This window comes from Marinimicrobium hydrolyticum, from assembly GCF_030848505.1.
Lineage (GTDB): Bacteria > Pseudomonadota > Gammaproteobacteria > Pseudomonadales > Cellvibrionaceae > JAVDDU01.
In genome coordinates this window covers 136,621-159,325 of sequence record NZ_JAVDDU010000002.1, presented here as the reverse complement: position 1 = coordinate 159,325, position 22,705 = coordinate 136,621, and the positions used below count along the sequence as shown (strand labels likewise).

Below are 22,705 nucleotides of genomic sequence, written 5' to 3'. Positions count from 1 at the left end.
CAGAGGAAATGAAATTATGTGGCTCAGTAAGCGTTCGCTGTTGATTTATGTGGCCCTCTTTCTGGTGGCGGTGGTGGCCGCCAACGTCATTCTGTTTAATGCCTTGCCAAAACCCCCTCGCGTCGAGCAGCCACTATCGCTTGCTTACACAACAGCGGATCCGCCGTTCGAGCGGTCCTTGAATGCCTTGCTCATGCAGCCGGTTGTGGGTGGAAATCAATTGGAATTTCTCCGCGACGGCGAGGAAATTTACCCCGCCATGATTGATGCGATTAATTCAGCGCAACACTCAATAACCTTCGAAACCTACGAATTTTGGGGGGAGAACTCCGCTCGCCCGCTGGTTGAAGCACTTGCCCGGGCTGCGGAGCGCGGAGTGCAAGTGCATGCGGTGATGGATTACATCGGTTCCACCCAGGCCGATCAGGAAAAGTTTGAGCGCATGGATGAAGCCGGTGTCGATTGGGTGCGTTGGCGTGAGCCCCGTTGGTACCTCTTGGCCCGCTTTAATCATAGAACCCATCGAAAACTTTTGGTTGTAGACGGTCAGATTGGTTTTATTGGTGGCGCCAACATCGCCGATGCCTGGTTGCCCGTGGACGGACGCACGGCTTATCGAGATTACCATTTTCGCGTTGAAGGGCCGGTAGTGGCGCAACTGCAAGCGGCGTTTGCAGAGACTTGGCTAGACGCGGTTGGCGTTTATTTGGAAGGCGACGCCTATTTTCCCGAGTTGCCCGCGGTCGGTGAAACGTCTGCGCAAGTGGTCAACAGTGCCCCGAGAGAAGGCCGGCACCGCATTCGAAAACTATTCTTGTACGCACTGGCGGCCGCCGAGGAGCAGGTGACCGCCAGTACGGCCTACTTCTATCCGGATGCGGATTTTCTGGACGCCATCACGGCCGCTGCGGAGCGGGGCGTAAAAGTGAGAATACTGGTGCCTGGTGAGAGCATTGACCAGGGCTATTTACGGCATGCGTCTGTTAACCGTTGGGGCCCAATGTTGGAGGCCGGTGTCGAAATATACGAGTATCAACCGTCCATGTTTCACGCCAAGCTAATTAGTATTGATGATCGCTGGGCCAGCATCGGTTCCGCTAATCTCGACAACCGGTCGTTTCGCATTAACGATGAAGCCAACCTGAATGTGTACGATAGCGACTTCGCTATAGAGCTTAGGATGGTGATTGAGGAGGAGTTGGAACAGGCGAAACTTTATGATGTTGAACGCTGGGAAAATCGGTCCTGGTACCGAAAAGTGTACGGATGGGTGGGAATGATTATTGGGGCGTATTTGTAAGCGCTTTTGGCGTGCAACACGTCTGGTGAGATTTTCCAAAGCGGTGGTACCATTAGCGTGTAGCTCAGACAATTCGTACACAGTTTGTACGCGACAAGAGGAGACAAAACCACCCACGGTACAAATGGTATTTGTGCGTTTCAGTTTTAGCCAAGCGCAGGTATAGCAGGGTTTCCATAACCCCGTTCAGCGCTTTAGCCGGAAGGAGAAATGCCATGACTAGCGACCGCATAATGACCTTAGCCGCCACCGCTCTAGGTAGCGCGGCACTCATCCTGGGTTTTCAGTTTTCTTTTGCTCAAGGTGCCGTTCCGCACGAAGGCGATCAGCCTCCGATGGCACATCAAGATATCGGCACGGTGGACTTTCAGGTTTCCTGTGACCCGGAGGTAGTCGAAGACTTTGACTACGCCCTGGGAATGATGCACCACATGATGTACGAGCAGGCACGCTCGGAGTTCGAAAAAATTGCCCGTGCGGACGAGTCGTGTGCCATGGCCTACTGGGGCATTGCCACGACCATGTTTCAACCCTTGTGGGACACTCGGCCCAGTGCCGTCGATCTGGAACGGGGTTGGCGAATGATACAAACCGCCGAGCGATTGGGGCCGCCTACCGAAAGGGAGCAGTCACTGGTGGACGCCACTGGCGCTTTCTTCTGGGAGCCCGGAGAGGCGGAATACCGGCAGCGCCTTGAGCGCTGGGCCAACGGTATGGCAGCGGCCTATCGGGCCCATCCAGACGACTTGGACATTGCCGCACTGTACAGTTTATCCCGGTTGGCTTTGGGGCAAATCGCCGAAGATCGAGACCCCTTGCACGATGAAGCGGAAAAAATTCTGCGCAACGTATGGGAACAGGAGCCCGAACACCCCGGCGCTTTACATTATTCCCTGCACGCCACTGATGTAGATGGTCGCGCTGATAACGCCCTCGATATGGTGGAAGCCTATGGCGAGCTGGCGCCGGAAGTACCCCATGCCCTGCACATGCCTTCGCACATTTATGTGCGTAAAGGTGACTGGCCTGAAGTAATCGAATGGAATCGGCGCTCCGCCAATGTTGCTTTAGGTCATCACGTTAACCAACGTCTATCCCATCATTACATTCACGCCCTGGACTACATCGTTTACGCTCATTTGCAGCAGGGCAACGACGAACAGGCGCACGAGGTGTACCAGGAATCAACCGCCGGTGACCGCCATCAGGATACCTTTGTGGGCAGCTTTCACTCGGCCGCTATGCCCGCTCGCCTGGCTGTGGAAAGCCGGAATTGGGAGGCCGCACGGCAGTTGGAGCCGAGGAGTCCAGACTATTTCTCCTGGGATGACCATCCATGGTCCGAAGGCATCGGCTGGTTCGCCTTAGGCTTGGGAGCCGTGAAAAGCCTGGACCTGCCCACCGCACGCAAGTCTGTGGAGCAACTGGCGGCGCTGCAAGCGCTCGCGCTTGAGCGAGGCGACGAGCATATCGCGACCTTTATCGACGTCGACCGGCACATACTCGCAGGTTGGGTCGCCTATGCCGAAAGTGATGGAGATGAAGCCATTCGCTTGATGCGCGCGGCCGCCGAGCTGGAGGAGAGCGTGGAGAAGCACCCTGTGACACCCGGAGCGCTCATGCCGCCCTATGAGGCCCTAGGTGAGTTGCTTATGGAGCTGGGCGCGCCAGAGGACGCTTTGGAGGCCTTCCAGAGAGCCGACGATATTTGGCCCAATCGGTACCATACGTTGCTTGGCGCCGCTCGTGCCGCGCGAGAAGCTGAGGACGAGGAAGTGGCCGGCGAGTTTTACCAAAAACTTTTGGATATGGTCGAGAATTCCCAGCGCGAAGGCGTGCAGGAAGCTTCAGAGTTCCTTAACGACTGACAAGGGCTGGCGCGGGCTGTGGACGGCTTTCACCGCTCGCGCCATGCCGTACCTGGAAGTCGAGAGCGTCGAGAGTGGGATAAAACGCTGGTTATTTGTTACCATGAAGCATTCCAGGAGTCGAAGGCGCGAGTGATTCTGCGCCTTGCAAACACATTTATGGCTCGTTTTTATGCAGGATGCGGCTCTTGGGAGGGCGTAAACACCGACACCATCGACCCGTCGGATACTGTCGCGAGCCGTCAGTAGAGCGCATCATTCTCAAAACACCTGGCAACAGGATATTCGACACTGGCAGCTGTGCTGCCGCCTCTGGTTACCCAAATGGGTGACTTTTTTCTAAGCGGGCCGAGCACCTTCGGCCGACGCTGTCGCTGTTGCCAACCACAGGAGACGCAAGTGTGAGCAATCAGGAATTACAGGCTTTAAAAGAGCGCTATGTCGCGGCTGGCGCCGCCAGCCCCAACGAACAATTTGCAGACCACGCGGAAAACGCCGAGATTTGGGATGCCGATGGTAAGCGCATGATCGACTTCGCCGGCGGTATCGGTGTGCTGAACATCGGCCACCGTCATCCCAAAGTGGTGGCGGCGATCAAGGCGCAACTCGATAAGCTCATGCACACTTGCCAAACGGTCATGCCCTACGAAGGGTACGTAAAAGTTGCGCAAAAGCTGGCAGAGATTACCCCAGTACGTGGTAACGCCAAAGTGATGTTGGCCAACTCCGGTGCGGAAGCGTTGGAAAACGCCGTTAAGATTGCTCGTGCTGCAACAGGCCGGACTAACGTTATCTGCTTTGACGGCGGCTACCACGGGCGCACCTTTATGACCATGGCCATGAACGGTAAAGTCTATCCTTACCAGGGTGACTTTGGCCCCATGCCCGGTATGGTGTTTCGCGCTCCCTTTCCTGTCCCTTATCACGGCGTGAGTGAAGAGGAAGCCCTGCGCGGACTGCGCATGACGCTGAAAACCGACTCCGGTCCTCAGCACACAGCAGCGATTGTGATTGAGCCCATTATTGGTGAAGGTGGCTTCTATGAAGCGCCGCCCACGTTCCTCAAAGCCATTCGCGAACTGTGTGATGAGCACGGAATTTTAATGGTTGTCGATGAAGTGCAGAGCGGTTTTGGGCGGACCGGTAAAATGTTCGCCATTGAACACAGTGGTGTTGAGCCAGACATCATGACCGTGGCCAAAAGTATGGCCGACGGCATGCCCATCTCCGGCATCGTGGGCACGGATACAATCATGGACAGCTCTGGTCCCAACTCCCTCGGTGGCACCTACACGGGCAACCCCCTGGCGTGCGCCGCTGCGCTCGCGGTAATGGAAGTGTTCGAAGAAGAGGACATCTTGGGGCGGGGCCAGCGTTTGGGCGAGAAACTGGCACAGCGCATGGAGCGTTGGCAGGAACAGTTTCCCAACGTGGACAATGCCCGGCATTTGGGGCCCATGGCGGCGTTCGAGCTGGTGGATAGCAAGCAAAGCCGTAAATCCCGCCCGGACCTGGCGGCTGCGGTGACCAAAAAAGCTAAGGAAAAAGGTTTGATTTTGTTGAGCTGCGGCATGTACGGCAACTCGATTCGCTTCCTGATGCCGGTCACGATTGAGGACGAGGTATTGGAAGAGGGTTTGAACATCGTCGAAGAAGTGCTCAAAGAGCTGACCTGATAGCGTCGTGCCCGCCGCCTTGCGCGGCGGGCATTGCTAGCTCACTTCCCGCCTATAACTTCTTCGACCACACCTCATACAAGCTGCCAAAAGCATCTGGGTGCTTGAGCTCAAACTTGTGCCAGGAAATCAGGCTCCCCCAGTGTTCGGGATCCGGGTAGCGGGTCCAGTATTGGGAGGACAAAATCCCGGGCTTTTCCAAACCTCTGAATTCCAAATTCAGCTCGCTGAGCATTTCACCAATTTGGGGTATCGTGAAGCGATGTTCCAGTGGATGGAAGAGTAAGTCCTTACAACGATTCAAATCAAAAAAATCCCAACGTAAGGACAAACGCTCGTCGATGGCTTTTGGGTCTTTAAGCATCATGTGGTGTCGGTAGGAGCGGATCTCGTCATTGGTCACGTTGGGGTTGAGGTTATACTCCTTGCGAAACTTGACGATTTGTCGACGCGCCAGCTCGCTGTACAGGGAGATATGTACTATGCCGCCGGGGCGAACACGACTGGCAATTGCTCGGCCGCCTTCGGTGGGGTCTTGCAGATGATGTAAAACGCCAGTGCATTCCACAACATCGAAGGTTTCATTCAGTTGGTCCAGATCCAACAAATCCATTTGTATGAATTCAATGTTCGTGACGTGGTATTTGCGGGCCATTCGAATTGCATAGGCTAAACTGGCGGTGCTGAGATCGATGGCGACTATTCGGGCATCCTTCCCGTAGCTGAGAGCGTACTCTATGGCTTTGCTGCCGGTTCCGCATCCTGCCACCAGCACGGCGGGCGCATCATCGAGAAACGCCAGTTCTGCCTCGTTAAAAAATTGCGACATGCGTGCGCGGCGTGGGGCCGGTTTTGGGTTATCCAGGTACAGCCAGCGGGGGTATGGGTATTCTTCGTAATTTTTCGCAATGAGCTTAGAGGTGCCGTCCTCAATACTGCCCAAACGGCGGATGGAGCGCCGAATAATTTGCTCTTCTTCATAGTCCGACAAATAGCTACGCAGCATGCTTTCCAGCCAAGCGGGCATGGCTTCAATAGAAGCCAATAACGTTGCCATATTTTTGCCGGGCCCGCATAACACATTGGGGCGCAGGTAGAGAATGGTTAGGGCGGCGATCGTCCAGTCAACCGGTTCGTCAGCGTGGGCTTGATGCAGAGTCTGTTTCAGGTCCGCTACGCGTTCTTGCTCAACGGGCGAAACAAACCAGACATACTCATTGTTAATGGCCTGCCAAATCAGGCTGGCCAGCGCTTCCTGAACGTAGCTGTCTTTGAGCTTGTCCGGATCGGTAAAAAGCAGGCGTCTGCGCAGGGCTGTGAGCAGCAACTCTGTGTCGATGTCGACATTGATGGAGCGACGAAGTTGACGGTGCAAATCGGGATTGGCGAGGGTATCGCGTGCTTCGAACGACAGCAGCCAGCGTGCGCCTTCTTCCCAGCCGGCCTTTCGCCCGCGCTCCAGCGCAGGAGTGAGAGGGGTGCGCCTAAACAGTTTTCTCAACGCGGGCGCCAGTGGCGAGCGGCGCACCGCTAATTTGACAAAATTATTGACCTGACTCTGAATCATGGGGTGCTCCTTCGCGGGGAAATCCGTATTTGATGTTTGCGAGGAATCCGATGATTGCCGGGTGATGCTGGGAAACGGCAAGCGAAACGCGGCCTAGCAAAGGCGTAGCGTTGAAGGCCGAGTATAGATGTGCGGCGTCTTTAGTCGCAAGGGATTGGTGGCACTAATTGGCGTCGGTTTTCTTGACACTGGTGCCCCCAATTAATGGGGAGAGTTATTCTGGCAGGAAACGGATGGTCCCGTACCAGCCTTCAATTTGGGTGTCTTGGTCATCGCAGTCGGTCATCAGAGCGATGCCGTCAATAGTTTCAGGCCGGGTGCCGTGAGTGGCTTCGAAATCGTCCGCCAGATTGCGGCGCTCGGTGACCCATTCGCCCGCCTGCTCCTCTCCGGAACGGACGGCAATCATTTTGGCTTGCCGCGCATAGGCGTTGTCCCAGGTTTCGCCTTCGCTCATAGCGCTGGCCCAGACGTAGTTAACCACTTCTGTGCGCCACCGACGCCAGCCCCCGTCAATCACAGCGTAGACACGCACGGCGTAATCATCCCCGGATTTTTGTCGCTCGTCGATAGTGGGTTCAAAAGTTTCATTGATGCGCCATTGCCATTCGATCACAGGCGTTTCTTCAAGGTTGATTTCGCGCTCCAGATAGAGCGCGGAGGCGCTGCGATCGCAGCGCGCGTGCAACGCTTCCCGACCATCGACTTCGGTCAGTCGATAGTGGGTTTCGCCTTCGAATTCACGCGTGTCCCATTCGATCATTTCGGCGGGCGTAAATGTCAACTCTTCCGCGTTGGCAACCAGAGCGGGGGTTAGGCCGAAAGTTAGGCCGAAAGTCAGGGCACCGGCCATACGGTTGAAATTGTTCATTCGTCGCTCTCCTTTCGATTTTTCCTTTGCTCTAGCGAGCGCCAATTTCCTCCAAACGGTCTTGAATCTCCCGCTCTGAGAACCATTGACCGCGAACCATGACTCCAGCTCGTTGGCGCACTAAGCCAATGTCATCCAGCGGGTTGGCCTCCAACAAAATCAGGTCTGCCCGATAGCCCGGTTCCACGCGGCCAAATTCGCCTTCGGCATCGAAGTAATGAGCCACGTTTCGGGTGCCGGTGACCAGCACCTCATAGGGGGTCATTCCGGCAGCTACCATCATGGCCATTTCATGGTGAATGGAAAAACCGGGGACATTGAAAAACTGTGGTGCGTCCGAGCCCAGTGCAATGGGCGCGCCCCCGTCGTGGAGCGCCATGAGAATGTCCTGGCGAATCTGTACTAAACGCCGAGCGGCTTCGGGTTGAAAATACTCGCGCTCCTGGAAGTTGCGCTTCGCTTCAACCCAGTTGTCGATTACGTCACGGGGCAAGTACCGCATTTCTGGCCACTCGGCCATGCTCTCGGCAGGCTCCTCTGAAGCCAAGTGCTCCACTAAACTCAGTGTTGGCACATTCCAGGTGCCCGCTTCTACGGTGAGTTCTACCGCTTCCTGCAGTCGATCCATATCGACATGGTCAACCAGCGCGCTGCCGAAGAATCCGGTTTCCGTTTCGGTCAAATCGACGTTTTCCGCCGCGAGAAACTCGACGTAGCGGTCCAGGTGATCAATGGAGGCCTGGCCGGCATCCAGGGCTTGCTCTAAAGGCACTCGAGAGGGGATGTGGCCGCCAAAGGGAATACCGACGCGCTGGGCTTCCTCCACCATCGGAGGGTATTGCTCTGCGGGCAGGTTGCCTACTTTCAGAAGATCAAAGCCTATTTGATGATGTTCGCGTACGGTGTTTCGTACTTGCTCCTCAGAGCCGGCGTTGTGCGGGCCGAGCCAGGGGCCAGCCGCGTACAGTGTGGGCCCGTCCAGCTCGCCGGAGGCCAGTTTCTCCCGTAGCTCAACATGGTAGGGGTTGCCGGCCATACCGCGGACAAGGGTCACGCCATTGGAGATGTACAGAAACAGAACGTCTTCTGTGTATTGGGGGTTTTCGTCGCCGGGTACATGACCGTGCATTTCCGCTAATCCCGGCATCAGATAGCGGTTGCTTCCTTCAATGACGGTGGCCCCTTCGGGGTGATCTAATCCGACGGGCTGTATGGTTTGGATGCGCCCGTCGCGCACGATAACCGATTGATTGCGTAACACTCGCTCCCGGTCCATCGGGATAACATTCACGTTTTCAAAGACGTAAAGCCCCGGCTCAACTCTTTGGGCCGAGTTACAAGCGATGAGCAGCAAGCTGCTGACAGCAACAGCGAGTATTTTTATGAGCTTGAATGATTGGATTTTGGGCATAAAGCGCACCTCTGGAAAGGGGGCATAACCAGGCGATACATCTGCCGACGTAACGCAAAGCTTACACCCCTAAACGGTACGCCCTCAAGCGTCGGCTTAAGTGTTGTCTCCAGTGCAAACGGTATTTCGGCCTGCATCCTTGGCTTTGTAAAGTGCCTGGTCTGTTCTATTGAACAGAGCTTCCAGAGTTTCACCAGGTTGGATTTGAGCCACCCCAAAGCTTACTGTGATGTCCAAGCCGTCGGCAAAAGTGCTTTCCGAAATAATCCGGCGCAGCTTTTCCGCCATATCTGTCGCCTGAGTGAGCTCGGTATCGCCGCAGACGATGATGAATTCTTCACCTCCCCAGCGGGCAAAACGATCGGTGCCGCGAATATTGCTGAGTATGACCGAAGTCAGTTCGCGAAGTACGCGATCACCCACGGTGTGGCCATGGGTATCATTGACGGCCTTGAAGTGGTCGACATCAAATAGCAGCAGTGACAGCGGCTTATTTTTATAACGCCAGTTCTTGAACGACTCGGCCAGGGACTCCTCAATGCCGGCGCGGTTGTAGGCGCCTGTGAGTGGGTCGAGTTTACTGCGCCGTTCGAGGATTCGGCGACGCTGCTCCAATAATTGGTTGATCTCTCTCAGCTCGGCTTGCTTTTCATTGCCGGATTTTACCGCCAAAGAGAGGAGTCGAATGCGAGACGTCAGGTAGATTAAGATGGCGAAAATCCAGGCGACGATGATCCCCAGGTAGAGAGTTTCGGTTTTGATCCGCACGCCGACCAGCTCCAGCTCATGAAGTTGGAACTGGTGTGATCCACCGGTGAGACCGGTACCGGTCTGAATCTCGATCAAACCGACGTTGGAAAACTCCAGCTGCGTTTGGCGCACGCTCAGGTCGTACAGTTGAATCCACCAATCCGCGACCCGGAAATAGGAAAGCCGTATGTCTTCGTAAAAAGGTCCCTTGCGTGTATCGAGTTCGACCGCGTTGAACTTGGTGGATCGAATTTCGTCGGGGCGCGTGTACTCAGGGTTGCTGTTGCGCAAAAATATACGCACGCTCTGGGCAGACCCTGCATAATCCAAATGAAAGTTCATGTGGGTGTATCGGGTCAGGTCAATGCCGTCCAGGTAGCTGTCTGAGAAGTACACCTGCATCCCGCAGAAAGGGTGTGGCCAGGCTTGGCCCAGCTGGCACCGCCAGCGCAGTTCATCTTTCTCGATCCACTCGACGACTGTATCGCCGCCATCCTGTACGTCTGAGTCCAGCTCAAAGCGAAAAGTGTCGTCCCCAGGGGTAATGACAAGCCGCGTTTCCAGCAGGGGGCCGTGAAACAACAGAACGCCGATGGTTAGAACCACCAGCAAGAGCAGGAATTGTTCAGGAGCAAAGCGTTTAGCTCTCAAAATAGGGGATACTCGCATCCGGACTGTAGTTCATTGAGGATAGCCCATAAAACGCGAAAGTACGAGGATTTTGGCGCCATGAAGCGAGGCGGGAGCCGGGTCTCCGTGGTAGCGCTATCAAGTGTGATAAAAGCAAGAATGGGGCGGCGCAGTGTTGTCACTGCACCGCCGCCGGTTAGAAGTGGAAGTTAACGCCAACGGTAAAGTTATGGTTGTCCAGCGATTGGTCGAGGGGACCAATGTCGGCTTCGGTGTACAGCCATTCTCCGGTTAGGCTCCATTGAGGGCCCAACAAGAACTCAACGCCCAGGCCAGCGTGAAGACCTTCCCCGCTGGTATCAGCATCGTCCCTGGCTTCCAGTCGGGCTGCGCCGAGTTTGCCATAATACATCGCCGGACCGGCAACAAAGCCCAGTTTGCCGCTCAAGCCATAGGCGTGGGTGCCCACCCTGAAGTCGTCACCATTGATAGCGTCGTCGATAAAATCCGGGGTGTGGTCCTCTGACGCGTTGTAGTCATAGAAAACGTTCGCCCCGACGATCCAGCCGTGCATGAAGGCCCAGTTGTGGCCAAGTTCCAAGCCGACAGTCCAGGAGTCGGTGCTGTCGGCGTCGTCAATGGAAGTCCGGCTCAAGCCAGTTTTGGCGCCGGCGTACCAGCCTTCAAAATCTTGCACGGTTATGGGTTGCTGTTGTTGCGCGCTAACAGCACCCGATAGCGCCAGCAAGCTGGCTGCAGTGGTGCCTAAAAGAAAGTTTTTCATGAGTCACCTCCTACAAAAGTAGTCCAGATTAATCCGCCCTTTCAGGCCCGTCCGTAGTGATTCTTTCTCGCCTTTTGAGCCGTCGGTAGACGGCCAGAAAACGAGAATCAAACTCATACGATGGACGTTAGTGGAGGTGCTTGTGGCCCGTCAACGGGTACGCCATGGGAAGTGCAACGCTTCCTCACAAAAGCTGAAATGCGCACACTTTATCCCAAAAAAAGATGGCCAAGAGTCCGGTGGGTTGCGGAGAACTGACGTTAGATTACACAGTGGAGACGCATTAGGGCGAAAGAGCTTTAATGCTTTACGATATCCCGATAATGAGAACAAATCAGCGAGCAGTAGTAACACCAGTACTCGTGCTGCGCGATGCGCCAATGACCTTGGCCGGGGCTGCCAGTTATGTCGCGCGTAACCTCTTGGCGCAGAGCTTCAGATTCGGCCTCCAGGCGCGCCAGCACTTCCTCCAGCGCGCTTAAAAGCGTTCCGCCATCCAAGTTCAAACTGTCGATCCAGCTAATGCAGTCGGCGAGCGGTGAGTCAGTTCCCAGTTGAAACTGTTGGCAAATTCGTGACGTCAGTATTTCTATGAGGGACATGGTGACGCTCCGCTACTGTAAAGCCCACGACTTTTGATGAGAGATGTTGTTGGACAGAGGTGTGTGAGCTTTTCTAAACGTGCCATGGTTTGAACCCGGTAAATGTAAGAATTCAATGTATTCTAAGTAAACGTTGCGTGTGCGCGAAAAAGTGTTCATTGTGAGGCATTTGCGTGCGCCTATTTTGCACGTAAGGGCCAAAAGTAGGACTTCATGAAGAAAGAGGCTGTAGTGACCGTAAGATTGGACCAGGACACTGATCGCCTGATTCGCGGGTTAGCTGCCAAGGACGATAGAACGGTTGGCTGGATCGTCCGAAAACTTATCGAAGAGGCCTTGGATCATCGGAAGAAGCTTAAGCTTAAAAGCCAGAGCTGAGATGGCAGCCGCTCTTCAGGTGACGGCGCCCGCATCTCTACTATTGGCGCCAATCCCGCCCGTTAATCTCCTTTGTATCTCACTCATATATCTGTGCGCGCAGCCTACGCTATACCGGTTCGAAGAAAAAGGGTATACGCGTCAGCCTGTCGGCATCACTGCCCGGCGAAAACACCCTCAGCAGCCCTTGCCAATTTCTTCATGCCCGGCTCATTGATTCGAATGTGGCGCAGTTCCTCGAACACGCGCGCGCCTAACACGTGGCGGAGCACTTTTTCATTTTCAATTTCTATGGGTACGGTGCTGTCGACTCGGGTGCAGCCTGTTTCAATGGCGACCTTGCAGAGCGCCCCAGCAAGTGCCTTACCAATACCCTGTTCGCGATAGTCAGGATAAACGTATAGGTCATCCACCCAAATACCACGTCTACCAAGAAATGTGGAATAGCTAAAATAATAGGTAACCAAGCCTACGATCTCCCCGCCCAAATCGGCAAGTAAAGCGTAGGCTGCCGGCGTTTCGGAAAAAAACGCCGCTTTGATGTCTGAGCTCCTTGACTGCAAGGCATCCGCACAAGCGTCAAGCCGTGCTTTTGCCTGAATTAGAGAGAGCATGGCGTTGAGGTCAGCTTCTCTGGCTTTTCGAATGATAAAAATCGTCGTTCTCCTGCTTTTAACGCCCAGCGGTGAAGATTAATCTCGGAGGGGTTGTTCCCGCGGCGGCTAGCACTGTCGTTACAGGGGCTCGTCAAAATCCCGGCATTGAATAAGAGGTGGTCGGCGATGGGCTCTCCCGTGGGTCGATGGAGCCACTAAAGACTACGGGGTTTGCGCTCATGGGACATTCGACGGATCACGGCCAGTCGGCCAGCGCACTCGGGGTGTTTAAGGAGCGTTCGGTAATAGGCTCGAATCTGCTCGCAGTAAAAGCACCAGTACTCCTGTTGCACCAGATGCAAAACGCTTTTGGATTGCCCGTGGCGCCTCAGCGCTTCCGCTTCCAGATCCAGAATCGTTTGTAGCTCATCCAATCTCTTTAGTAGCTCTGATTTATCCAGCTCCTGCTCATTGGCCCAGTCGACAAAATCACCCAGGGGGTAGTTGGGGCTCATTCGAAACTGACAAATACGGGCTCTAAGTGTATGCCGTAGAGGCATAATGCCTACTCCTTAGCTGGGGGCTTACGGCCCCGAATCCTGAATCTTCGTTTGGTCCCTAATTCTGCCCAATACTAGGCAACCGTGACGCCAAGTCAAGCGGCGCCGAGTATCCTAAACGCGGCTGATTTATGGCCCGAGTCCGCACTCGTCGTACAACGCCCTGTAGGAATTACCGAATTGGCAGGGATTGTCGTGCATCTTCGCGAATTGCCCTTTTTTAGGGCAGATTGGTGCTTCCCTTTCGGCCGTCAACCAATAGTTGAAAGTGTGATGTGAGTCACAGGGAGGCAACCTTAACTTAACGTTTTTGCTCTGACAACATGAAGCCCATCCTTCCTGCGCCTTCAATGCACTTGAGGGGCTGCAGTCCCACAATCCTGATGCCCATATACCCGCAATGTTAAGCAATAAACGAACCAGAACAGTAAGTCTTCACAAATCAATCCCTTAGTCGATTCATGTGCCTCAAACGCTGAAGAGGCGTAAAAAAATTCGACGCTCTTGAAGTTCGAAAACGGTCCCGACGTCGAATTTGTAAAATTTGCAACGCATCTGCGTGAATCTTACAAGTCGCGATTTCATCGATGTGCGCATGAGTTGAACGATGTGTCGCACACATTGAAAGACGCGCCCAAAGTGGCGTGAATCGTCACGCTTGAACGGCCATGGCGTCGGCTTACTCACAGTTCAAGGCTTTTTTTGCGCGGCAGGGTTCTTGCAGCTTCAATATCAGTTCCCGATTTTTCTACACCGTGCTGTCCTTTAAGGGACGGCATTCATGCCAATAGATGTAACGCCTTACAAGCTCAGGAAGACGGGAAGGCTGTCCGACTATTGGGCGGAGGTAATCCTCGACGATGGCGATCTTCACTGAGTGCGTCACGCTTCTTGTACGTTCGATGAGGAAGCGAGTGGGCGTTGCGCATGAGGAGGCTCCACTATGCCAGGCTCGTACACTGAAGATTCCTTGGGTCGAAAAAAGCAGGGCAATGGCTCACACGCGCCCCCTGTGAAAAAATCAAAAACGGCCACAAAGAAGAAAGTTGGCGCTAAAGCGACGCGAGCACCCGCGCAGGAGAGCGGTACAAGTGCGAGCGCGACGCTTAGCGTCGAAGAGGCAATTGCGCAGCCTAGGGTGCTGATTGACCGGATTACGCCCAGCGTGGATGAAGGCCGTTATCCTGCTAAAGGTGTAGTAGGGCAGACCTTAATTGTTAACGCGAGAATATTCACTGACGGGCACAACCGCCTCGCGGCTCGGGTGTTGTGGAAAGAAACTGAGGCTAATCAGTGGCACAGCCGCCCCATGTCGCTGCTGGGTAATGACCATTGGTCGTCCCAATTCACTCCCGCCAAAACCGGCCTCCACGAATTTGTGATCGAAGCGTGGTTGGATCGATGGCAAAACTATCACCATGAACTGCATCAAAAGTTTTACGCCGGCATTCCTGTAAGCCTGGAAGTGGAGGAAGGCCAGATTCTTCTGAATGACATCCGCGATTATGCAAAAGCGCAGGACAAGCTGCCGGAAAGTAAGCGAGAAGAGCCGCCGGGCCGAATAATCTCGCACAGAGTCATGTCTCGTGAGCATGCTGAACTTTATCTGCGCGATTGCTTAGAGCAGTTGGAACAGGAAGAGCGCACCGAACAAAAAGCCCAGCTTTTGCTGGACCCCTCGCTGGCTGAAGCGGTGGAAGTTTTGGAGCCGCACCACTTTGCCTCTCGCTCCCGTCCGTTGTTGGTGGATGTGGAGCGCACCGCCGCGGGTTACAGCGCTTGGTACGAGCTATTCCCGCGCTCCATCACCGATTCGGTGAACAATCACGGTACCTTTGACGACGTTATTTCGCGCCTGCCCGCCATTCAAGCCATGGGTTTTGATGTGCTGTATTTTCCGCCCATCCACCCGATTGGAGAGCGCAACCGCAAGGGCCGCAACAATACCCTAGAGGCCAAAACGGGCGACCCAGGCAGCCCTTATGCCATTGGCAGTCCGGAGGGTGGGCATGATGCGGTCTATTCCGAGCTCGGTGGTATTGAAAGTTTTCGTCGGCTACGTGATGCAGCGCGTGAGTACGGATTAGAGCTGGCACTGGATTTTGCCATTCAATGCGCGCCGGACCACCCGTGGTTGAAAGAGCACCCGGAATGGTTTTCATGGCGACCGGACGGATCCATTCGCTATGCGGAGAATCCGCCCAAAAAATACCAGGATATTGTGAACGTAGATTTTTACGCGGAGAAGGCCAAGCCTGACATGTGGCTGGCTTGGCGCGATATCGTGCTCTATTGGATCTCTGAGGGCGTGAAGATCTTTCGCGTCGATAACCCTCACACCAAGCCGCTGGCCTTTTGGGAGTGGCTGATTGCCGATGTGCGCAGCCGACACCCTGAGGCCATTTTTCTGTCGGAGGCGTTCACTCGGCCAGCGATGATGTACAGCCTCGCCAAAATTGGTTTTTCCCAAAGTTATACCTATTTTATCTGGCGTAACTCCAAAAAGGAGCTGACCGAATACTTGACGGAACTCAGTACCACGGAGGTGAAAGACTACTACCGGCCTAACTTCTTCGTGAATACCCCGGATATCAATCCCTTCTTCCTACAGACGGCCGGGCGTCCGGGATTTTTGATACGGGCCGCCCTGGCGTCCACCCTGTCGGGCTTGTGGGGTGTTTACAGCGGCTTCGAATATTGCGAATCCGCACCATTGCCGGGCAAGGAGGAGTATCTGAACTCCGAAAAATACGAGATACGCCCCAGAGATTTCGACGCTCCCGGCAACATCGTGCAGGAGATCAGCCGCCTTAATGCCATTCGCAAGGAGAATCCGGCACTGCACTCGCACCTGCATGTGCAATTTTACGAAAGCTCGAACGATCAGGTTTTGTACTTTGGCAAATCAACTCCCGATCGACGCAATTTTATACTGGTGGCTATCAGTCTAGACCCCCATCACGGACAGGAAGTCGATCTTGAGCTGCCCGTGGAGCAATTTGATCTGCATGGGGATATTCGTTTCGACGTGACTGAGCTAATGCGGGATCAGCATTTTCAGTGGCACGGTCACCGGCAGCATTGGTACTTCAATCCCCAGGAAATTCCTTTTGCCATTTGGAGACTTCAGCCTCGGAGGGCGTAACTTGTGCTGAACACAGAGCGGACCACAGAAACTCGAGGATCAAACGTCAACTTTGCTTCCCAAGCCGTGCTATCGCAGGAGGCGACTTGGTACAAGGACGCTATCATCTATCAGTTGCACGTTAAGTCCTTTTTCGACTCCAACAATGACGGTATTGGCGACTTTCCCGGCGTCATTGAGAAGCTCGACTACATTGCGTCATTGGGCGTGAACACGATTTGGCTGCTGCCTTTTTACCCGAGCCCTTTGCGCGACGATGGCTACGATATTGCGGACTACTACGGCGTGCACCCGGACTACGGCACGATTGATGATGTTAAGCGCTTTATTGATGAGGCGCACCAGCGTGGGTTGCGTATTATTACTGAGTTGGTGATCAACCATACCTCCGATCAGCACCCGTGGTTTCAGCGCGCGCGCAAGGCACCGCCGGGTTCTCCCGAGCGGGATTTCTATGTCTGGTCAGACGATGATGATAAGTATGAGGGCACGCGCATCATTTTTCTGGATACAGAGAACTCCAACTGGACCTGGGACCCAGAGGCAAAAGCGTACTTTTGGCATCGATTCTATTCGCATCAGCCGGATTTGAATTTTGACAACCCGGAAGTTCTTAAGGCGGTCATTGATGCGATGAATTATTGGCTCGATATGGGGGTGGATGGCTTACGCCTGGACGCCGTTCCCTATTTGGTGGAGCGAGAAGGTACTAACAATGAAAACTTGCCGGAAACCCACGACATATTAAAAATCATTCGCGCCGAGGTGGACGAGAAGTTCCCGGGCCGGCTGCTGTTGGCAGAGGCCAATCAATGGCCGGAGGACACGCAGGAATACTTTGGCGAAGGCGACGAATGTCACATGGCGTTTCACTTCCCCTTGATGCCACGAATGTATATGGCACTGGCTCAGGAAGACCGATTTCCAATCACCGATATTCTTCGTCAAACACCGGTGATACCAGAGAACTGCCAGTGGGCGATTTTTTTACGCAATCACGATGAGCTGACACTGGAGATGGTCACCGACCGGGAGCGGGACTATTTGTGGGACCAGTATGCCTCCGAAGGTCGTGCACGCCTGAACCTGGGTATCCGGCGCAGGCTGGCTCCTTTGATGCAGCGCGATCGTCGGCGCATCGAACTGCTGAATTCCTTGTTGTTTTCCATGCCCGGTACGCCGGTGATTTATTACGGCGATGAGTTGAGCATGGGTGACAATATCTATCTGGGGGATCGCGACGGCGTGCGTACACCGATGCAATGGTCTCCGGATCGTAACGGAGGCTTTTCCAAGGCCGATCCCTCTCGCTTAATGCTGCCGGCGGTCATGGACCCGTTATACGGTTATAGCGCCGTCAACGTGGAGGCTCAAGCGAGAGATTCCCACTCCATTCTAAATTGGATGCGCTTGATGCTGGATGTGCGTAAGCAGCACCCGTCGTTTGGGCGCGGCAGTTTCAAAATGCTCTACCCAGCCAACCGACGCATACTGGCGTACATCCGCGAGTATCAGCATCCGGACGGTGGGGAGACGGAAACAATTTTGTGTCTCGCCAATATGTCCCGTACAGCCCAGGCGGTAGAGCTGGACTTATCGGCTTACGCTGGACTGGTGCCGTTGGAAATGACCGGTGGCAGTACTTTTCCGCCCATCGGTGAGCTGAATTACCTGCTGACCTTGGCGCCCTACGGTTTTTACTGGTTTTTGTTGGCCCATGAAACCAAATACCCCGAATGGTACACGCCGCCCCCGGAGCCCTTGCCGGACTACCTCACACTGGTACTGCGCTCGGGCGTGATGGATGTACTGGAACCACCGCTGAAAGACAGTCTTGAGCAGGATATTCTCCCCGCATACTTGGCCAAGCGACGTTGGTTTGGGGCCAAGGGTGAAGTCATTAAGGGGGATCGCTTAATACATCAGGCCTCGCTGCCGCACTCCGCAAACAATGGTAGCGGCGCAGAGTTAGAGAATATATTGTTAACGGAAATCGAAGTCGATGTGGGGCAGCATAAACAGTCCTATCAAATTCCAATGGCGATTTTTTTTGAAGATGGGCACGTGTCGGCGCTCGCTCATCAACTAACGCTGGCGCGAGTGCGGCGTAGACAGCGAGTCGGTGTATTGACCGATGCCGTGGTGTCGGATGAACTGACCAAGAGCATTGTAGAGTTGCTCTACAAAGGTTTGGATAAACCGAACGGCATCAGGCTTTCGGACGTGGCGCGCGTTCCGAAAGGTCATGACGACTTGATATTTCGGCCCACCGACGAGCTGAGAAAACTCGAACTGAATGCCCCGGGGCTGGAAATACGCACTCTGTCTGTAGAGCAGTCCAATAGCTCAGTCATTGTTGGCGAGCAAGCGGTATTGAAACTGTTGCGGCGCACCTTCCCCGGTGCCCATCCGGAAGTGGATATGAGCGGTGCGCTTACCGAGGGCGGCTTCGCCAATACCGCACCCTTGCTGGGGTATGTCTGCCGCAACGATGAACAAGGTGAGCCCACGGTGCTGGCCGTTTTACAAGGCTACATACCCAACCAGGGTAACGGCTGGGAGTGGATGCTTGAGCACTTGGATCGGCTCAATGAAGATCGAGCGTCCATTAAGTCCCCAGAGTTATCTGAGGAAGTGATCGACGCCGAGATCAGTTCTCGGGAACAGGAAGCCCTGGCGGAACTGGAGCGCTTGGCCAGTGCGATAGGGAAACGCCTCGGGGAAATGCATTGCGTATTGGCTAAGGCAGGCCCCTCGCCTGCTTTCAGTGCGGAAAAGACCGACCAGTCTATGTGCGACCAATGGGTCACCACGGTTCAAAGCCAGATTGATTTGGCTTTTTCCTCTTTGCAGCGTTTGGACCCTGGTGTACTGGGGCGCCAGGACGTGGAGCTGGTTGAATCCTTACTAAAACATCGAGATGAACTGCGCCTAGTGGTACGCAATCTAGCAGAGATGGGTAAAGGTTCACTTCTGTTCCGTATTCACGGTGACCTGCATTTGGGGCAGATTTTGGTGGCTCAGGACGATGCTTTCTTTATCGACTTTGAAGGCGAACCCACGCGTCCGGTAATCGAACGGGTCGGTAAGTCTAGTCCCTTCCGGGATGTGGCAGGGGTGTTGCGCTCCCTGGATTATGCCGCAGCAACGGCGTCCGAGCACACCAGTGTGGTGGACAATGAAATGGCCTTTGAAAAGCACCAGGAATTTCTGAAGCGGTTCCGGGAATGTACTATGGCTGCATTCGTGGGTGCATACCAAGAGGCTGCGAATGAGGTTTCGCATGCTTGGGATAGCACGGCGGGTCGACAGGCGCTCATTAGTCTGTTCACTCTGGAAAAAGCCGCCTACGAAATCGACTACGAGGTGACGAACCGTCCAGACTGGGTTCATATTCCATTGCGTGGTCTCGCCGAGATCGCGCGGCGCATGGATGTTCGGATTGATCAAACGACCACACATTGATATTCGCCTCGCCTTGAAAAGGCGAGCCAACTGAAGGGACAAAGTTATGGTTGAATCCGCAATGGGACAAGAAGCACATGTACCGGAGTGGGGAGCCCGTGCTTTGGAAGCGGGCACTTTGGGCGATCCATTCGGGCTGCTGGGTCCGCACAAACATAACCAGCAATTGGAAATCCGCACCTTCCAGCCTAACGCCAACCGGGTTGAGGCGATAGCGCCCGACAGTGGCGAAGTGCTGGCTGAATTGCAGCCGAGTCAGGAGTCCTCCAACGTGTTTGTCGGTGCGCTTCCCGAGGAGCGGGATTACAAACTGCGCATTGACTGGGGCGATCAGGTTCAGGAAACCGAAGATCCCTACTCGTTTGGCTTACTGTTGGGCGATATGGATCTGCACCTGATTGGCGAGGGACGCCACTACGAGGTGAACCACGCGTTGGGGGCACACGTGACCACCATAAATGGTGTTCACGGTACACGCTTTGCTGTGTGGGCGCCCAACGCGCAACGGGTTTCTGTGGTGGGAGATTTTAATCAGTGGGATGGTCGGCGACACCTGATGCGCTCGCGCGGGGAATCCGGCGTGTGGGAAATTTTTATCCCTCGCGTGCAACAAGGTAGCCACTACAAATATGAAATTCTTGGCCGTGACGGTGTGCTGCCGTTGAAGGCGGACCCAGTCGGGTGGCAGGCAGAGGCCATCCCCGGCAACGCCTCCATCGTGCCCGACCCCGAGCCGTTCCAATGGAGTGACGATCATTGGATGTGGCACAGAAAAGACCGCCACTCTCACCATGCTCCCATTTCCGTGTACGAAGTTCACGTACAGTCCTGGCGCCGGCGGCAAGATGACTACCACCGGCCGCTCAGCTGGGATGAGCTGGGTGATGAGCTAATACCTTATGTGCAACGAATGGGTTTTACTCATATCGAGCTGCTGCCCATTACTGCGCATCCGTTCACCGGTTCTTGGGGTTATCAACCCATTGGTCTGTTTGCGCCCATTGCTGAATGCGGCAGCCCACGCCAGTTCGCCCGTTTTGTGGATCGGTGCCACCAGGCCGGCATAGGTGTGATTACGGATTGGGTGCCCGCGCATTTTCCGACCGACGCCCACGGCCTAATGCGTTTCGATGGTACGGCACTTTATGAACACGAAGATCTGCGCGAAGGTTTCCACCAAGACTGGAATACGTTTATTTACAATTTGGGGCGTAATGAAGTGCGCGGCTTTCTACTCGCCAATGCGCTGCATTGGCTGGAAACTTACCACATCGATGGTTTGCGGGTGGATGCAGTGGCCTCCATGTTGTATAGGGACTACTCACGCAAGGAGGGCGAGTGGGTGCCAAACGTCTACGGTGGTCGGGAGAACTTGGAAACCATCGACTTTCTCCGCCATCTCAACTGCATTGTCGCTGAGCGTGTGCCTGGCGCCATGATGATCGCTGAAGAGTCTACCGCTTGGCCGGGGGTGACCCACGCCATCGACGAAGGCGGCCTCGGTTTTTCCTTTAAATGGAATATGGGCTGGATGCACGATACGTTGCAGTATTTCAGTACCGATCCCATCTACCGCTCGCATGATCACGATCGTATGACATTCGGCTTGCTGTACGCGTTTTCTGAAAACTATCTATTGCCTCTGTCTCACGATGAGGTAGTTCACGGTAAAGCTTCCCTGCTGGGGAAAATGCCGGGAGATCGCTGGCAGCAATTCGCTAACCTGCGCAGCTACTACGGTTTTATGTGGGGCCACCCCGGCAAAAAACTGGTGTTTATGGGTGATGAGATTGCTCAGCCCAGTGAGTGGGATCACAACAGCGAAGTAGCTTGGGATGCGCTGGGCGATCACTTGCACCGGGGTGTACAACAGTTGGTGACCGACTTGAACCACCTGTATCGTGATCAGCCCGCACTGCACAGCGCGGATTGCGACAGTACGGGTTTTTCCTGGCTGGTGGGGGATGATCGTAACAACAGCGTGTTTGCTTTTTATCGCAGTGGGGTGGAGGAGGGCATGCCGCCCGTGTTGGTGGTGTGTAACTTAACCCCGGTGCCCCGCGAACACTACCGGATAGGTGTGCCGCGTATAGGTCATTGGCAGGAGGTCATCAACAGCGATGCCGATTGCTACGGTGGTTCAAATATGGGCAATGGCGGAGGCGTGGTGGCTCAACAAGAGCCCTTCCATGGTCAGCCGTTTTCTGTAGAACTGACATTGCCGCCGTTGGCTACTGTCATTTTCGTCTATGACGAACACACCACGGAGCCTTTGCATTGATTGAGGGCGCCAGCTCACGTGAAGCAAGCATCGAGTTAACGCGTGGGCTGGCGCTGGAACAGGGTTTCCAGTCCATTCAGTTTAATTTCGTACATCAGGGCCAACTGGCGGCCAAGATTATTGTCGGGAAAACCCTGCCGGTGAAACCACACTAGGTAAGGTTCAGGCAGCTCTAGTAATTTCCGCCCTTTGTATTTTCCGAAAGGCATGACTTGTTCGATGGCCTCTGCCAGATCATTCTGTTCCACAGCTAGCGTACTCGTCTTAGTCGGTACTGTTTGTGTAGCTCGTCCGTGGCAGCGCCCTGAATGTGTTCCTGCCACTCGCCTTCAAGCTCGTGTTCCGATAGGGCGCGCATACGGCGCGAATGCATGTAGCGGTCGTGCTCAGGATCAAAGCCCGAGCCGCCACTGAGAGAAAACTCCAGCTGGTTAGGTTCGATAGAGAGCATCTGTGGCTGGTTGCCAAGGGAACAATAATGGGTAAGGGCAATTTGATCCTGGTCTCGGTGGAACACCGTCACCATTTCATAGGGTTTACCGACAAAAATGCTTTCAATGACCGCGCTGCGATTGGATGTCACCCGATAAGTCACTGCAACTTCGTCTTTCATGCCGAGCGTGCCGTCCACGTCAATCCAGTCTCCTTCGAATGACAGCAATTGTTCAAACGCATGCATGTGTAGCGGGTGCGTTTCACGGAGGCCGGTCTCAGTGGCCGCTAAGGGGGAGCTAAGGATAGCGAGACTCAGGTACAAAACAGCGCGAATACTCATTTTGATTCTCCTTTCAGAGTCAGAATTATTTTTTTTCTAGGCCTGG

General features: G+C 54.5%; 17 protein-coding genes. 7 read left to right on the top strand and 10 right to left on the bottom strand.

The window, feature by feature from the left end; translation table 11 throughout:
* The first annotated feature begins 16 nt into the window (after positions 1-16).
* The 3 genes from RBH33_RS04025 to gabT all read left to right on the top strand — a co-directional run bounded on the left by RBH33_RS04025 (position 17) and on the right by gabT (position 4,844).
* A complete protein-coding gene (locus tag RBH33_RS04025) occupies positions 17-1,300 on the top strand; it encodes a phospholipase D-like domain-containing protein (RefSeq protein WP_306730847.1) in 1,284 nt (427 codons plus the stop codon).
* Between the two features lie 215 nt (positions 1,301-1,515).
* Positions 1,516-3,168 (top strand): tetratricopeptide repeat protein, encoded by a 1,653-nt coding sequence (locus RBH33_RS04020; RefSeq protein ID WP_306730846.1) that lies wholly within the window; start codon positions 1,516-1,518, stop codon positions 3,166-3,168.
* A 401-nt stretch (positions 3,169-3,569) separates the two neighbouring features.
* Positions 3,570-4,844, top strand: a complete 1,275-nt coding sequence (gene gabT / locus RBH33_RS04015) for a 4-aminobutyrate--2-oxoglutarate transaminase (protein WP_306730845.1) — start codon at positions 3,570-3,572, stop codon at positions 4,842-4,844.
* 52 nt (positions 4,845-4,896) lie between these two features.
* Here the strand turns inward: gabT and RBH33_RS04010 are convergent, their stop codons facing one another.
* From RBH33_RS04010 to RBH33_RS03985, 6 genes are all read right to left on the bottom strand, one after another.
* A complete protein-coding gene (locus RBH33_RS04010) occupies positions 4,897-6,411 on the bottom strand; it encodes a class I SAM-dependent methyltransferase (protein WP_306730844.1) in 1,515 nt (504 codons plus the stop codon).
* A 214-nt stretch (positions 6,412-6,625) separates the two neighbouring features.
* Entirely contained in the window at positions 6,626-7,282 is a 657-nt protein-coding gene (locus RBH33_RS04005) for a DUF3047 domain-containing protein (RefSeq protein WP_306730843.1), read from the bottom strand.
* A 31-nt stretch (positions 7,283-7,313) separates the two neighbouring features.
* Entirely contained in the window at positions 7,314-8,693 is a 1,380-nt protein-coding gene (locus tag RBH33_RS04000) for an amidohydrolase family protein (RefSeq protein WP_306730842.1), read from the bottom strand.
* A gap of 96 nt (positions 8,694-8,789) precedes the next feature.
* Positions 8,790-10,112, bottom strand: coding sequence for a GGDEF domain-containing protein (locus RBH33_RS03995; RefSeq protein ID WP_306730841.1), 1,323 nt, complete (start codon positions 10,110-10,112; stop codon positions 8,790-8,792).
* Between the two features lie 157 nt (positions 10,113-10,269).
* Positions 10,270-10,857, bottom strand: a complete 588-nt coding sequence (locus RBH33_RS03990; RefSeq protein ID WP_306730840.1) for a porin family protein — start codon at positions 10,855-10,857, stop codon at positions 10,270-10,272.
* Positions 10,858-11,156: 299 nt separating this feature from the next.
* The gene (locus RBH33_RS03985) at positions 11,157-11,459 is read right to left on the bottom strand and encodes a hypothetical protein (protein ID WP_306730839.1); all 303 of its coding nucleotides are present in this window, start codon (positions 11,457-11,459) and stop codon (positions 11,157-11,159) included.
* 231 nt (positions 11,460-11,690) lie between these two features.
* Between RBH33_RS03985 and RBH33_RS03980 the strand changes: the two genes are divergently transcribed.
* Positions 11,691-11,837 carry a ribbon-helix-helix protein, CopG family gene (locus RBH33_RS03980; RefSeq protein ID WP_306730838.1) on the top strand — a complete coding sequence of 49 codons (147 nt, stop codon included), beginning with the start codon at positions 11,691-11,693 and terminating at the stop codon, positions 11,835-11,837.
* Positions 11,838-11,992: 155 nt separating this feature from the next.
* On the opposite strand, the gene RBH33_RS03975 is transcribed toward RBH33_RS03980, so the two are convergent.
* Positions 11,993-12,451, bottom strand: coding sequence for a GNAT family N-acetyltransferase (locus RBH33_RS03975; RefSeq protein ID WP_306730837.1), 459 nt, complete (start codon positions 12,449-12,451; stop codon positions 11,993-11,995).
* Positions 12,452-12,648: 197 nt separating this feature from the next.
* Positions 12,649-12,993 (bottom strand): hypothetical protein, encoded by a 345-nt coding sequence (locus RBH33_RS03970; protein ID WP_306730836.1) that lies wholly within the window; start codon positions 12,991-12,993, stop codon positions 12,649-12,651.
* Between the two features lie 1,012 nt (positions 12,994-14,005).
* Here RBH33_RS03970 and RBH33_RS03965 point away from each other — a divergent pair.
* The 3 genes from RBH33_RS03965 to glgB are packed head-to-tail and all read left to right on the top strand — an operon-like array spanning position 14,006 to position 21,884.
* Complete coding sequence (locus RBH33_RS03965) at positions 14,006-16,138, top strand: alpha-1,4-glucan--maltose-1-phosphate maltosyltransferase (RefSeq protein WP_306730835.1); 2,133 nt, start codon at positions 14,006-14,008, stop codon at positions 16,136-16,138.
* A 3-nt stretch (positions 16,139-16,141) separates the two neighbouring features.
* A complete protein-coding gene (gene treS / locus RBH33_RS03960) occupies positions 16,142-19,603 on the top strand; it encodes a maltose alpha-D-glucosyltransferase (RefSeq protein ID WP_306730834.1) in 3,462 nt (1,153 codons plus the stop codon).
* A gap of 46 nt (positions 19,604-19,649) precedes the next feature.
* The gene (glgB, locus tag RBH33_RS03955) at positions 19,650-21,884 is read left to right on the top strand and encodes a 1,4-alpha-glucan branching protein GlgB (RefSeq protein WP_306730833.1); all 2,235 of its coding nucleotides are present in this window, start codon (positions 19,650-19,652) and stop codon (positions 21,882-21,884) included.
* Between the two features lie 35 nt (positions 21,885-21,919).
* On the opposite strand, the gene RBH33_RS03950 is transcribed toward glgB, so the two are convergent.
* Both RBH33_RS03950 and RBH33_RS03945 read right to left on the bottom strand, forming a co-directional pair.
* Positions 21,920-22,132 carry a DUF3820 family protein gene (locus RBH33_RS03950; protein ID WP_306730832.1) on the bottom strand — a complete coding sequence of 71 codons (213 nt, stop codon included), beginning with the start codon at positions 22,130-22,132 and terminating at the stop codon, positions 21,920-21,922.
* A 2-nt stretch (positions 22,133-22,134) separates the two neighbouring features.
* The gene (locus RBH33_RS03945) at positions 22,135-22,659 is read right to left on the bottom strand and encodes a hypothetical protein (protein ID WP_306730831.1); all 525 of its coding nucleotides are present in this window, start codon (positions 22,657-22,659) and stop codon (positions 22,135-22,137) included.
* Positions 22,660-22,705 lie beyond the last annotated feature (46 nt).